Origin of the sequence: Streptomyces sp. NPDC056486 (assembly GCF_042795295.1) — a bacterium.
In the GTDB taxonomy this organism is placed as follows: Bacteria; Actinomycetota; Actinomycetes; order Streptomycetales; family Streptomycetaceae; genus Streptomyces.
Genome location: NZ_JBHTSF010000006.1, coordinates 62,876 through 76,119 on the forward strand (window position 1 = coordinate 62,876; position 13,244 = coordinate 76,119).

11 protein-coding genes are annotated in these 13,244 nt (G+C 73.0%); 3 read left to right on the plus strand and 8 right to left on the minus strand.

What is annotated here, in order from left to right:
• Positions 1-71 precede the first annotated feature (71 nt).
• Positions 72-1,610: an anthranilate synthase component I family protein gene (locus ACFQ7F_RS05060; RefSeq protein ID WP_383266233.1), complete on the plus strand. Its 1,539-nt coding sequence runs from the start codon at positions 72-74 to the stop codon at positions 1,608-1,610.
• Positions 1,607-2,215, plus strand: a complete 609-nt coding sequence (locus ACFQ7F_RS05065) for an anthranilate synthase component II (RefSeq protein WP_383266236.1) — start codon at positions 1,607-1,609, stop codon at positions 2,213-2,215. The genes ACFQ7F_RS05060 and ACFQ7F_RS05065 overlap by 4 nt, the downstream gene beginning before the upstream one ends.
• Here the strand turns inward: ACFQ7F_RS05065 and ACFQ7F_RS05070 are convergent.
• Complete coding sequence (locus ACFQ7F_RS05070) at positions 2,202-3,542, minus strand: PLP-dependent aminotransferase family protein (RefSeq protein ID WP_383266238.1); 1,341 nt, start codon at positions 3,540-3,542, stop codon at positions 2,202-2,204. The two genes, ACFQ7F_RS05065 and ACFQ7F_RS05070, sit on opposite strands and share 14 nt — an antisense overlap.
• Before the next feature lie 207 nt (positions 3,543-3,749).
• Between ACFQ7F_RS05070 and trpD the strand changes: the two genes are divergently transcribed.
• Entirely contained in the window at positions 3,750-4,838 is a 1,089-nt protein-coding gene (trpD, locus tag ACFQ7F_RS05075) for an anthranilate phosphoribosyltransferase (RefSeq protein WP_383266241.1), read from the plus strand.
• 30 nt (positions 4,839-4,868) lie between these two features.
• On the opposite strand, the gene trpC is transcribed toward trpD, so the two are convergent.
• From trpC to ACFQ7F_RS05110, 7 genes are all read right to left on the minus strand, one after another.
• Entirely contained in the window at positions 4,869-5,678 is an 810-nt protein-coding gene (gene trpC / locus ACFQ7F_RS05080; protein ID WP_383266243.1) for an indole-3-glycerol phosphate synthase TrpC, read from the minus strand.
• The gene (locus tag ACFQ7F_RS05085) at positions 5,675-7,309 is read right to left on the minus strand and encodes an FAD-binding oxidoreductase (protein WP_383266247.1); all 1,635 of its coding nucleotides are present in this window, start codon (positions 7,307-7,309) and stop codon (positions 5,675-5,677) included. Before ACFQ7F_RS05085 ends, trpC begins: the two co-directional genes overlap by 4 nt.
• Positions 7,306-7,965 carry a DsbA family protein gene (locus ACFQ7F_RS05090; protein ID WP_383266249.1) on the minus strand — a complete coding sequence of 220 codons (660 nt, stop codon included), beginning with the start codon at positions 7,963-7,965 and terminating at the stop codon, positions 7,306-7,308. Before ACFQ7F_RS05090 ends, ACFQ7F_RS05085 begins: the two co-directional genes overlap by 4 nt.
• Positions 7,962-9,269 (minus strand): flavin-dependent oxidoreductase, encoded by a 1,308-nt coding sequence (locus ACFQ7F_RS05095; protein WP_383266252.1) that lies wholly within the window; start codon positions 9,267-9,269, stop codon positions 7,962-7,964. The genes ACFQ7F_RS05090 and ACFQ7F_RS05095 overlap by 4 nt, the downstream gene beginning before the upstream one ends.
• Entirely contained in the window at positions 9,266-10,393 is a 1,128-nt protein-coding gene (locus ACFQ7F_RS05100; RefSeq protein WP_383266254.1) for a monodechloroaminopyrrolnitrin synthase PrnB family protein, read from the minus strand. The genes ACFQ7F_RS05095 and ACFQ7F_RS05100 overlap by 4 nt, the downstream gene beginning before the upstream one ends.
• Before the next feature lie 125 nt (positions 10,394-10,518).
• Positions 10,519-12,195: a polyketide synthase gene (locus tag ACFQ7F_RS05105; protein ID WP_383266257.1), complete on the minus strand. Its 1,677-nt coding sequence runs from the start codon at positions 12,193-12,195 to the stop codon at positions 10,519-10,521.
• Positions 12,196-12,275: 80 nt separating this feature from the next.
• A complete protein-coding gene (locus ACFQ7F_RS05110; protein WP_383266260.1) occupies positions 12,276-13,196 on the minus strand; it encodes an SDR family oxidoreductase in 921 nt (306 codons plus the stop codon).
• Positions 13,197-13,244: the final 48 nt, after the last annotated feature.

Genomic DNA, 13,244 nt, shown 5'->3' on the forward strand with positions numbered 1-13,244 from the left:
GGAAAAGCACCACCGCACATCCGGTGGAAATCGGCCGACGATCCGGTCGGTAATTCACAGAGAGTTCATACATGCCAGGAAAGTCATCGGCAACGCGACAGGTCCCCGTGCGGGTGACGGTCGACACCCTCCCCCCGCACGATCCGCTACGGCTCGTCACCCACCTCCAGGAGGAGGCCGGCGCCCAGAACGTCTTCCTGCTGGAGGGCTACGACGGTTCCGAGGAGCGCCGGACCTCCGCCGTTGTCGGCAGCGGCAGGATCGCCGAGATCCGCGTCTTCGGGAGCGCCGAAGGGGGCGGCACGGGCCGCGTCGAGGTCGAGGGCGCCCCGCTCCTCTCCGCCGCGCTGGCCGGGGAGGCCGTGCGGCTGGGCCTCACCCGGCAGGGTCCCGCCGGGGGCTTCCGCTTCTCGGCGTCCCGGCAGATGTGGGACCTGCTGGAGGCGTCCCAGCGGCTCTTCGCGGTGGAGACGGACGTTCCGCTCTCCTCCTTCGCCTTCGGTTTCCTGACGTCTCTGTCGTACGAGTCGACCTGGCTGATGGAGGATCTGCCGCCGCGCACCGGTCACCCCGAGGGTCCGGACGCGGAGCCGGACGTGGTGCTCACCCTCTTCCGCGAGACCCTCTGGTACGACACCCCGACCGGCGCCGTCCGCCGTCTGCGCGCCGAGAGCGATGCCTTCCCCGCGTCGCGGGAGCCCGACCTCCTCGCGGCGGCGCGCGCGACCGCCGTGTCCGGCGCGGAGCCGGAGCCGGTGCCGGACGCGCCCGCTCCTCTGTCCGTGCACGACAGTGTCGACAAGGCGACCTTCCTGGGATGGGCCGAGCGCTGCCTGGAGCACATCAGGGTCGGCGACATCTACCAGATCCAGATCGGGCACCGGGTCGACGTCCGCACGACACTCGCCCCGGGCGACGTCTACCGGCGGCTGCGCCGACGCAACCCCTCGCCCCATATGTACCTGGCGCCGCGCGCCGAGAGCCTCCTCATCGGGGCGAGCCCCGAGCTGTTCCTGCGGATCTCCGACGGGGAGATCGTGATGCGGCCCATCGCGGGCACCACCCGTCGCGGTCCCGACGAGGAGGAGAACGAGCGCCGCATCAAGGAGATGCAGGCGAGCACCAAGGAGCGCGCCGAGCACATCATGCTGGTCGACCTGTGCCGCAACGACATCGGCCGGGTCAGCGAGCCGAGCACCCGGCCGGTGGACGACCTGATGTACGTCGAGGCGTTCTCCCACGTCTTCCACCTGGTGTCGACCGTCTCCGGACGGCTCGCGGAGGGTGTCGGGGTGTGGGACGCGGTGCGGGCCGCCTTCCCCGCGGGGACGATGACCGGCGCGCCCAAGATCCGCGCCATGGAGATCATCAACGAGCTGGAGGCCGAGCCCCGGAACGCGTACGCGGGCGCCGTCGGGCTCGTGGACGCGCGCGGCGCGTGGAGCGAGCTTGCGCTGTGCATTCGTACCGTGACGTACGACGGAACCACCTACTCCACCCAGACCTCGGCCGGCATGGTCGCGCAGTCCGACCCCGAGGCTGAGTGGCAGGAGACCCTGACGAAGATGGGCGCGTCCTACTGGGCGCTGACCGGCAAGGAGCTGTGGTGACGCATCCGACGAGGGTCCTGCTGATCGACGCGTACGACAGTTTCGTGCACATCATCGACCAGTACCTGCGCACGCTCGGCGCGCACACCGAAGTCGTACGGTCCGCCGCGCGCACCCCGGAGCAGCTCGCCGGCCTCGAGCCCGACGCGGTGGTGCTGGGCCCGGGGCCCGGCCATCCGGCGGACTCTGGGCACGTGGAGCTGGTGCACCGGTTCGCCGGTGAGACGCCGCTGCTGGGCGTGTGCCTGGGGCACCAGGCGATCGGGCTGGCGTACGGCGGGCGGATCGAGGTGGCGGAGCAGGTGATGCACGGCCGCACCAGCACGGTGCGGCACGACGGCGCCGGGGTGTTCCAGGGGCTCGGCAACACCCTGGAGGCCACCCGTTACCACTCGCTCGTCGTCGCCGAGCCGCTGCCCGAGGAGCTGGTGACGACCGCGGTCTCGACCGATCACGCGTACGTGATGGGACTGCGCCACCGCACGCTGCCCGTCGAGGGGGTGCAGTTCCACCCGGAGAGCATCACGACCAGCGGCGGCCTGGAGATCATGCGGAACTTCCTCGCCACCGCCGACGCCCGGGCCGGGCGGCTCAGCGTGCGCTGACCGCGGCGGCGATCTCGTCGATCGCCTGGGCCACCCCGGCCCGGGGCAGGTGCGCGTGCCCCACCACCAGGGCGGGGGCGTCCCGGGTCGGCCCGGAGTGGAAGCCCGCGCCGCCGCGCACCAGCACCGAGCGGCGCAGGGCTCCCGCCACGACGGCCGCCTCGTCGGCCTTGTGGGGCAGCCGCACGTAGGCGTGCAGGCCCGCGGCGGCGCCGAGGACGGTGGCGCCCGGCAGCCGACGGCGCACCGCGTCCTCCAGGACGTCGCGACGACTGCTCGCGATCTTCACCAGGCGGCGCACGTGCCGGTCGAACAGCCCGCTGCCGAGCAGTTCCGCGAAGGCGAGCTGGGTGAAGGACTCGGTGCCGAGGTCCTGGCAGACCTTGGCGTGCAGGATGCCGTCCAGGAGTTCGTCGGGGGCGGCCAGCCAGCCGAGCCGCAGTCCGGGGCCCAGGAGTTTGCTGGCCGTTCCGGCGTAGACGACCCGCTCGGGGGCGAGGCGCTGGAGGGCCAGCGGGCGAGGGGTCCTCCCGTACCAGAGCCCTCCGTCGTAGTCGTCCTCGATCACCCACGAGTCCGTGTCGCGGGCCCACTCGATCAGTTCGGCCCGGCGGCGCTCCGACATGGTGACGCCGACGGGGAACTGGTGGGCGGGCGTGACCAGGACGACGCGCGCGGAGGTCGCCGCCAGCGCGCCGACGTCCAGCCCCTCCTCGTCGACCGGCACCGCCACGGTGCGCATTCCGGTGTCCTCGATGAACCGGCGCTGCCCCACGTGGCCGGGGTCCTCGACGGCCATCTCGTCCAGGCCGGCCTTGCGCAGAGCCGTGCACAACAGGCCGAGCCCCTGGGCGAATCCGCCCACGACCACGATCTTCCCCGGCACCGCGAGCACCCCGTGCCACCGGCCGAGCAGCCGGGCGAGTTCACCGCGCAGCACCGCCTCGCCGGCCAGCGGAGGGTAGTCGTGGCGCCTGCCCGAGTCCTGCAGCACGCGCTGGTAGGCGGTGAGCCAGGCGGTGTGCGGGAAGGGCAGCGTGTTCGCGCCGCCCGTGCGCAGGTCCCAGCGCACCGCGGGCGCCCGGCCGTTGTCGAGCAGCACCGGGACGACGTCCTGCTGCGGAAGGTGCTGCACCACGCGCGTCCCCGCGCCCTGCCGGGACTCCAGATAGCCCTCGGCCGTGAGCTGTCCGTACGCCTCGACGACCACGCTGCGGGCGACCTCCAGGTCTTCTGCGAGCCGCCGGGTGGCGGGAAGTCGCGTTCCGGGGCGGAGAATTCCGGTTTCTATCTCTCCCCGGATGAACTTCTGGATCTGGGACGTCAATGATTCACCGGAAGTACGGGAAACGGAAACCGCCATGTGCAAAGGCACGGAGTTTCTCCCTCTCGCTTGGGTGTTCACACGCAATGGACTCGATGGGGTGTGGTCACGAGGTGGACTGCAACTCTCGCCGGGAAATGGTCTGGCGCCGGTCCGCCCGTTTTCCGAACAATCGATTCACCGCAATGCGAACTCCTTCGAGGGGAAACCGTGACGACCCGGAATGTCGACGTGCCCGTGCCCGTGCCCACCGACCGGCACTGGCCCGATCTGTTGAACTCCTTGCTGGACCAACGGCATCTCTCCGCCGACGAGAGCGACTGGGTGATGGAGGAGGTGATGACCGGCCGGGCCGCGCCCTCCCGGCTCGCCGGGCTGCTGGTGGCGCTGCGGGCGAAGGGCGAGACGACCGACGAGATCGAGGGGCTGGCCAGGGCCATGCGCCGCCATGCCGTTCCGCTGCGGGTGGACGGGCCCGCCGTCGACATCGTCGGCACGGGCGGCGACGGTTCCGACAGTGTCAACATCTCCACGATGTCGACCGTCGTCGCCGCGGGCGCCGGAGCCCGGGTGGTCAAGCACGGCAACCGGTCGGCCTCTTCGCGGTGCGGTTCCGCGGACGTGCTGGAGGAGCTGGGCGTCGTACTGGAGCTGCCGCCGGCCGAACTCGCCGAGGTGGCGCAGGAGGTGGGGATCACCTTCTGCTTCGCCCCGCTGTTCCACCCTTCGCTGCGGCACGCCGCTTCGACGCGCCGCGAACTCGGCGTCCGTACGGTCTTCAACCTGCTCGGCCCGCTCACCAATCCCGCCCGCCCCTCTGCTTCGGCCGTCGGCGTCGCCGATGCCCGTGCGGCCTCGCCGATGGCGGGCGTTCTGGCCCGCCAGGGAGTCTCGGCCCTGGTCTTCCGCGGCGACGACGGGATGGACGAGCTCTCGGTGACCACCACGTCCACCGTCTGGTCGGTGAGCGACGGAGAGGTACGGAAGGAGACCTTCGACCCGAGGAGCATCGGCATCCCGCTCGCCGCCCCCGCCGACCTTCGCGGCGGCGACCGGACGTACAACGCCCGCGTCGCCCGCGACCTGCTGGCCGGCGCCCCGGTGCACCGGGCGGTGCGCGACGCGGTGCTGCTGTCCGCGGCCGCCGGGCTCGCCGCGCTGGAACCCTCGCCCGCACCGGTCGCCGACCGGCTGGGCGCGGCGGTGGAGCGGGCTGCCGTCGCCCTGGATTCCGGGGCGGCGGCAGCGGTCCTGGAACACTGGGCCGCCGTCACGGTCAAGCGGTCCGGGAGGCTGTGACGCCGAAGCCAGCCCGGAGCCGCGCCACCGTCAGGCCGGGCGGCCCGCGGCCACCAGAGCGGCGACCGCCCTCGCGGGGTCGTCGCCGGTCACCAGCGCGGACCCGACCAGGATCGCGTCGGCCCCCGACCGGGCGTACCGGGCCGCGTCCTCGGGACCCCGCACCCCCGATTCCGCGATGCGCACGAGGCCCTCGGGAATCCGGTCGGCGATCCGGTCGAAGGTGCCGGGGTCGACGCTCAGGGTCCGCAGGTCGCGAGCGTTGACGCCGATGACCTCGGCGCCCGCGTCGACGGCCCGGGCGGCCTCCTGCGCGTCGTGCACCTCGACCAGGGGGACGAGGCCGAGCTTCCCGGACAGCGCGATCAGGTCCGTCAGGGCTCGCTGGTCGAGCGCGGCGACGATGAGCAGCACCAGGTCCGCGCCGTGGGCGCGCGCTTCCCGGACCTGGTAGGGGTCCACCACGAAGTCCTTGCGCAGCAGCGGCAGCCCGACCTCGGCACGTACCGTCGCGAGGTCCTCCAACGAGCCGTGGAACCTGCGGGGTTCGGTGAGGACGCTGATCGCGGCCGCACCGCCTTCCTCGTACGCGCAGGCGAGCGCGGCCGGGTCCGCGATGTCGGCGAGCGGCCCGCGCGCCGGGCTGGTGCGCTTGATCTCCGCGATGACCCGCAGCCCGTTCGTACCGCGCAGCCCCTCGATCACCTCCGACGCGGCCGGAGCCCGCTGCCCGTACTCATCGGCCCTCGCCCGCAGTTGGTCCTCGGAGACGACGGCGCGGCGGCCCGCGAGGTCGATTCGGGCGCCCGCGACGATGCCGTCCAGCACGCTCGCGTTCATCGGGATCCGCCCCTTCCGGCCGCGGGGAGCTCGATCGACAGCCGGTGGCGGAAGACGTTCCCGGGGTCCCAGGCCTTCTTGATCCGCTGGAGGTCGGGGTAGTTGGCCCCGTAGTACAGCTCGTGCCAGGCGACGCCGCTGCGGTTGCGCCGCGGATCGCGCAGGTCGGCGTCCGGGTAGTTGATGTACGCCCCGGCCGCGGGCACGCCGCCGGTCTTCGCGTACGTCGTCTCGTACAGGTCGCGCAGGAAGCCGACGTGGCTGTCGTCCTCGCCCGGGTCGGTCCACTCGCTGACGTACATCAGCATCAGGGCGCTGTCCCGGTGCGGCAGCGCCGTCGCGGTCGGCCGGACGCTGTTGACCTGCCCTCCGTAGGGTGCGATGAGGACGCCGCTGCCGGGGTGGCGGTAGTCGGCGCGGGTCAGCCCGCGGTAGAGGGCCTCGGCCTGTGCGTCGTCGAACGGCTCCTTGTGGTAGGCCGACTTGCCCTTGATCCGTTTGCCGGACGGGCGGTCGGCGAACCCGGACCACTGGGTGGACAGGAGCCAGGGCAGGCAGCTGCGCGCCACCGTCGTGCTGCGTGCGTCCACTCCGGCCCCGACGGCGGCCACGAAGGCGTCCAGCCGCTCCTCGGGGGGCGGCCCGCCCGCCTTGGAACGGGCCGTGGAGAGCTGGATGTTGAGCGCCACGGCTCCGCCCGACCGGTGGAAGGCGGCCAGGTGGCTGTAGAGGTCGCTCTCCGCGTCGCCCGGCTTGTTGTGGGCGGCGTGCCAGGCGGCGTAGTTCTTCAGGAGCCGGGTGAACGACCGCTCGTCCAGGTCCGCCCACTGCCACAGGGCGGTGCCGACCAGCACTTCTCGGGGCGGCGTGGGCAGGGTCTCCTGCGGGGTGCGACCCGAGAGGCCCGGGGAGCGGAACCAGTAGTGCGTGACGATGCCGAAGTTGCCGCCGCCACCGCCGGTGTGCGCCCACCACAGGTCGCGCTTGCGGGGGTCGGCGGAGTCGCGTGCGGCCACCACCGCGCGGGGGTGGCCCGCCGCGTCGGCGACGACGACCTCGAGGGCGTACAGATGGTCGACGATCAGCCCGAGGGTGCGGTTGAGCGGCCCGTATCCGCCGCCGGTCACGTGTCCGCCGATGCCGACCGTGGGGCAGGAACCGGCGGGCAGGGCGACGCCCCAGCGCTTGAAGAGCTGCTCGTTGACCTTGCCGAGCGTCGCGCCCGCGCCGATGCGGATGGCGCGCCGGTCGGCGTCGTACTCGATGTCGTCCATGGCCGACATGTCGACCAGCCGCCGTACGTCACGGCTGGCGCTGAAGTCCTCGAAGCAGTGCCCGCCGCCGCGCACCGCGATGCGCTCCCCCGCGTCGAGGGCCCGGCGCAGGGCCCTGACGACCTGCTCGGTGGTGTGCGGCACGCTGACGCGGTCCGGGGTGCCGATCCAGCGCTGGTTGACGCCGCGCACGAGGTCGCCGTACTGCGGGCTGCCCGGCAGGACCTCGCTCGCCGCGTCGGCCGCTGTGCGGCCGGGCGCCGCGGCCGCGGGGGTCGCGAGACCGGTGGTCGCCATCGCCGCCCCGGTGGCGGCGGTGGCGCCGAGGAAGGCGCGTCGTCGTGTGGTGCGGGTCATCGCGGTGTCTCCTCGGGTACGGGGCGTACGTCGGCGGGGCGGGCCAGTGCGGTCAGGAACACGTCCGGGTCCTCCTGGGCCCCTTCGACGACCTGCCCGTGGTCGAAGGCGAAGCGGGGGACGGTGGTGATGCCGGCGGCGCGTGCGGCGCGGACCTCGGCGCGCACGTCCTCGTAGCCGTCCGCCGAGCGCAGGAACGCCTCGGCCGCCAGCCGGTCCATGCCGGAGCGTGCGGCACGGTCGGCGAGCACTGCGACGTCGGAGATGTCCTCGCACTCGGTGAACATGGCGGCGAGGATCCGCTCCTCCAGTCGGCTCTGCGTCCGCCTGTCGTGGACGCGGCGCGCGTGGCGGAGAAGCCGGTGGGCGTGGAGCGTGTTCGCGTTGAACCCGGCGGCGTTGCGGAATGTGATGCCGTGGCGCCGACCGGCCTCCGTGACCTTCTCGTTCATGAAGCGGGCGCGGTCGGCGCCGTACTTGTCGGCGAGCCATTCGAGCATGGGGGTGGCGTGTTCGGGCTGCTCGCCGTCGATCTGGAACGGGTGCAGGACGACCTCGACGTCCTGGGCGCCGGACCGCTCCAGTGCCGTCTCGAAGGTCCGTTTGGTGATGTAGCACCAGGGGCAGTTCACGTCGGACCAGACGTCGACCCTCATGCCAGGGCCTCCGTCCCGACGTCGGCGGTTGGGGCGTCGGCCGTCCGGGCGTCGACGCTGTAGGACGCGCGGTGGTTGACCAGGTCCGGGTCGAAGCCGCCGAGGCGGGCGAAGTCGGCCGAGATGTCGTGCAGTTCGGTGCCGGGGAAGACCTCATCCGCCGTGCGGAAGCCCGCCGGCGCCCGCTGGTGGGCGAGGTCGATGACGACCTCCGGTCCGCGGCGGCGGGTGCTCTTGTGGAGCTCGGTCAGTGCGGACAGCCGAGCGGTCTCGTAGCCGGCCAGGGCTGCCCGCGGGTCGGGCCGCAGCGCCAGCTCGCGGGCCAGGACGCGGGCGTCCATGATCGCTTGGGTGGCGCCGTTGGACCCCATCGGGTACATGGCGTGGGCCGCGTCGCCGAGCAGGGTGACCGCTCCGTGTGTCCAGCGGGGCAGCGGGTCGCGGTCCACCATCGGGTAGATGAAGGCCTCGTCGGAGGTCCTGATCAGCGCGGGGACGTCCAGCCAGTCGAAGTCCAGGTCCGTGAAGTCGCCGAGGAATTCGTCGGGGGCGACGGATCTGTTCCAGTCGGCCGTCTCGATCGTCTCGCCGGGGCGTGCCGCGCGGGCCACCGCCCAGTTGATCAGGACCGCGCCGTCCTGCGGTCGCGGGCCGGACATGGGGTAGACCACCGCCCGGCGGCGGTCGTCACCGGCGATGATCATGGTGTGGCCGTCCAGGAACGGCGACGCCCACGTCGTGCCGCGCCAGACGATGAGCCCGTTCCACGGCGGCGGTCCCTCGGCCGGGTGGAGGGCCGCCCGGACCGCGGAGCGGATACCGTCCGCCCCGATCAGCGCGTCCGCCTCCGTGTGGGAGGCGCCCCCCGCGGCGGCGTGGCGCACCCGCACCCGCCCGTCGGGAAGCTGCTCGAAATCCTCGACGCGGGAGTCGTCCACGATCGCGTCCGGGCCCAGCCGTTCGCGCACGGCGTCGGCCAGTACCGCCTGGAGCCTGCCCCGGTGGATGGAGAGCTGGGGCCAGCGGTATCCGGCGGCGCGGCCGCGCGGCTCGTGCCAGATCAGCTGGCCGTGCCGGTTGTAGTAGCCCAGGCTGCCGGTCGGCACGGACACCTTCGACAGCTCCTCCAGGAGCCCGAGTTCGGCCAGCTCCCGTACGGCGTTGGGCAGGATGTTCAGGCCGACCCCCAGGGGCCGGAACGCGGCGGCCGCTTCGAGGACGGTCACGTCCCCGACTCCGGCCGCGTGCAGGCTCAGGGCGGTGGTGAGTCCGCCGATGCCCGCTCCGGCGACGACGATGCTCACGCCGACCTCCGCTCGCCGCCGTGGGCCGCACCTTGCTTGCGCCCGCGGGCGCCGGTGAGCTGCGCGGTGGCCCGGGTGAGGTCGATGATCTGCTTGAGCAGCTCGACGCTGGCCCCGCCGCTGCCGACCGGGTAGAGCCGCAGGTCGGCGTCGTACGCCTTCCTGGCGATGCTCAGGTGACGACCGCGGAAGACCACGATCACCCGCAGCAGCCTGGCCAGCGCCTCGGCGCTCAGGCGCAGCGCGGGGGCCTTGCGGACCGCTTCCTCGGCGTCGGCCCCGAAGGCGTCGACGAGCCGGGAGACGATGGACGGGACGCGCTCCCAGTGGTCGTACAGCTCGCGCCACCGGCGGAGGCTGTAGGGCACGGAGTCCCGCAGGAACTCGGCGTAATCGGGCTCGCTCCGGTCGGAGGCCCAGACGGCCTCGTCGATCAGCCAGAGCGGCACCTGCGCGGCGGCGGGGCCCAGGAGGACGCGTCCGTCGACGGTGATCTCCTCGAAGTACGGGCGCAGCGTGCGGGCGAAGAACTCCGGGCTCACGTGGCTGACCACCATGTCGATGGAGGTCACCATCGTCTCCACGTGCGTGGTCAGCTCGTCGGTGAGCTGTGCGAATTTGGGGTCCTCCAGCGGCATGTCACTGAGCGTGGACGCCAGTTCGAGTCCCGCGCGAAGGTGAGGGAAGACCATGCGCACGGATTCCTGGAGGTACGCCTCCTGGACGTCGCCGGTGTACATCCGCTGCCGGACGCCGACCGGGTTCCAGGTGCAGTAGTGGTGCACGGTGTCGCGGGGCACCATGTCGGTCCGCCGGCCGAGTTCGTGCAGGACGGGCAGGGCTTCGGGGACGAGCTCCAGGGGCTCCGCCTCGTGCCGCCTGATCGAGCCGAGGAACATCCCCAGGTCCCGCATCGCCGCCACGCACTCCTCGGTGGAGAAGGCAGCGACGCGCCCCACGGCCGGGGTGAGGTCGCGCAGGGCGGCGGTCATGGCGGGCAGGTCCGCCTCCGCGTTCTGCTGACGGAGGGTGTAGCAGGCGAGGTCGGCGGCCAGCGGGTCGAGCTCCCGGACGGCCGCCACGCGTATGGGGTTGCCGAGGTCGAGGTCGGTCGGTGACTTCATCGTTTTTCTCCAGGGAAAAGTGCAGCCCGTGGCAGGGCTGGAAGGGAGGAAGGAGCGGAAAGGACGCGCGCTCCGCACGTCGTCGGACGGCGCGGGCGCGTCGGGAGCGTGGTCGGTGCCCCGCCTCAGAGCGGGTGGGCGGCGTCCCAGGGGTGCCGGGGCAGCGGGACCACCGCGCCGGGGCCGGCGGGGAAACACTCCGCCGGGTCGCCGGGCGCGCCCGCGTCCGTACACGCGCCGTCGACGCGGAGCGCCGTCAGCGCGCGGTGGAATTCGTCGTGGGTGTGGCCGTGCACAGTGAGTCGACGGGCGTGCGGGGTGCGCCGGGCGCAGGCGGTCCAGCAGATGTCCCGTGCCAAGTGCGCGCGTCCCCGGCCGTCCGGGGCGAGGTGATCGACGTACGCCCGTACGAGCAGGGAGAGTCCGCGCTCGGTGGGCGCCGACAGGCGCAGGGGCCAGGGGCCGTCGCCGGTGGGCCTCTCGGATGCCGCGGGCGGGGCCTCGGCCAGGATCACGTGGGCGTTCGCGCCGGAGATGCTCTGGCCGTTGACCGCGACGAGGGCGGGCCGCCCGTCCACCGGAAGCGGTTCGTTCGTGGTGGGGACCACGAGGGGGATTCGCGCCCAGTCGACCTTGGGGGACGGCGTCCGAAGGTGCAGGCTCGGCGGCGCCGTGCGGTGCTCCAGGCACAGGGCCGCCTTGATGAGTCCGGCCACTCCGGCGGCCGCCTCGCAGTGCCCGATGTTCGTCTTGACCGAGCCGACGAGCAAACGTCGTCCGGGGGAACGCCCTTCGCCGTACACGTCGTTGAGGGCCCCGAGTTCCACCGCGTCGATGCGGGTTCCCGTGCCGTGGGCCTCGACGTAGCCGACCTCGTGCGGGGAGGTGCCCGCGTCCTCGTGGGCCCAGCGCATGGCAAGACGCTGGCCGGTCGCCGACGGGTCGGTCACGTGCTCCTTGGCGGCCCCGTCGTTGCTGATGGCGCTGCCGCGCAGGACGGCCCGGATCCGGTCGCCGTCGGCCAGGGCCCGCTCCAGCGGTTTGAGTACGACGATGCCCGCGCCGTCGGACCGTACGAAACCGTTCGCCCGGGCGTCGCCGAAGCGGCAGGCCCCGTCGGGCGACAGGACGCCCGCCCGGGCGAACAGGCCGGTGACGGCAGGGGAGAGTGCGGCGTTGACCCCGCCCGCCAGGGCGAGCGTCGCCTCGCCGCTGCGCAGGCCGGCGCAGGCCAGGTGGACGGCCGCGAGCGAGGATGCCTGCCCTGTGTCGACGGTCAGACTGGCGCCGTGCCAGCCGAAGAAGTGCGAGAGCCGTCCCGAGAGCAGCGCCCGCTGCTCGGTGCCGGCCAGCCGGGCCAGCGCGCCGGACGCCTCCTGTGCGGGCTCCGTCGCGCGCAGCCGCTCCCAGTGGTCGGCGTGGCTCTGGCCGAGGAACACGGCGGTACGGGTGCCGGAGAGTGCGGCCGGGACGAGACCGGCGTCCTCCAGGGCCTCCCATGCGACGGTGAGCGCCAACCGCTGCTGGGGGTCCATCGCCGGGACGTCCTCGCGGGGAATCCCGAAGAAGTCGGCGTCGAACGCGTCGGGGTCTTCGAGGCCGTCGAGGAATCCGCCCCGTACCGCCGCATCCCCTTCGCGCTCCTTCGGCAGCGCCGTCGTGGCGTCGCCGCCGCCGGTCAGCAGGTCCCAGAGCTCCTCGGGACCGCGCGCTCCGGGCAGTCGGCATCCGATGCCCACCACGGCGATCGGCATGCCGGTTCTGCGACGGGCCCTACCGTCCTGGTCACGGATGTCTGCCACTTGCTCCCCCCTTCTTCTGCATGTGTGCGCTGCGTGCGCCGGGAAGCCGCCCCTCCCCAGGGCGGCTCCCCGACAGCCCGTCAGCCGGTGGCCCCGGCCCAGTGGTCCCAGGGCTGCGACTTGATCCACTCGACGGCCGGGGTGAGCTTGATGCCCAGCTCCCGCTCCGTCTGCGCCGGGTCGGCGGCCAGCAGGCCGGGGGCCTCGCCGGTGCTCACGTGGTGGTAGATCCCGGCGACTCCCGCGGCGGCCGGCGCGCCCACGACGTGGGCGAGCCCGTCCTCGAACTGCTGGACGTCCAGCGGCAGGTAGGTCACGTCCCGGCCCAGCGCCTCGGCGAACGCCTGGGCCAGTTCGGGTCCGGTGACGACGTCCGCGCCGCCGACGTTCAGCACCCGGCCCACCAGCGCGTCGTTCTCCAGCGCGGCGGCGACGACCCGCGCGAGGTCGTCGTGCGAGATCCAGGCCACCCGCTGGTCCGCGGGGAGCGGGTAGGCGAGCACGCCGTCGTTGACGAGCGCGGGCCCGTTCCAGGGGCTGAAGAGGTTGTCGAGGTAGACGGGCGGGCGCACGACCACCGTGGGCACGCCGCTTGCCGTGATGACGCGCTCGGCGGCCCGCCGGGTCTCGAAGGCGGCGTACTGGGTCGTCGCCTCGGGCAGCGCGGTGTTGGTGTTGAACACGAGCCGCTGGACGCCGACCGTGCGGGCCGCGTCGGCGACGTTGCGCGCGTAGGAGAGCACGGTGTCCGTGTCGTACTCCAGGGGGATGGTCACCACGGCGTGAGTGACGCCCTCGAAGGCCTTGAGGACCTCGTCGGCGTTGCCCAGGTCGGCGCCGACCAGGGTCACTCCGGCGGGCGCGGGCCGGTCCGCCTTCGCGGGCTGGCGGACCAGGCCGATCACCTCGGCCCCCTGGGCGGCGAGGTGCCGTGCGACGGCCCCGCCCTGGAAGCCGGTGGCTCCCGTCACCAGGTAGCGCCGGGTGTTGTTGTCGGGCATGCGGGTTTTCCTTCCGGTTGTACGTACGGGTGGGTGTACGGGTCGTCT

Bases quoted from the DNA above. Each gene is read 5' to 3' on its own strand.
- ACFQ7F_RS05060 (WP_383266233.1), top strand. From the start codon at position 72: ATGCCAGGAAAGTCATCGGCAACGCGACAGGTCCCCGTGCGGGTGACG.
- trpC (WP_383266243.1), bottom strand. From the start codon at position 5,678: ATGAACGCGAGCGTGCTGGACGGCATCGTCGCGGGCGCCCGAATCGAC.
- ACFQ7F_RS05085 (WP_383266247.1), bottom strand. From the start codon at position 7,309: ATGACCCGCACCACACGACGACGCGCCTTCCTCGGCGCCACCGCCGCC.
- ACFQ7F_RS05090 (WP_383266249.1), bottom strand. From the start codon at position 7,965: ATGAGGGTCGACGTCTGGTCCGACGTGAACTGCCCCTGGTGCTACATC.
- ACFQ7F_RS05100 (WP_383266254.1), bottom strand. From the start codon at position 10,393: ATGAAGTCACCGACCGACCTCGACCTCGGCAACCCCATACGCGTGGCG.
- ACFQ7F_RS05110 (WP_383266260.1), bottom strand. From the start codon at position 13,196: ATGCCCGACAACAACACCCGGCGCTACCTGGTGACGGGAGCCACCGGC.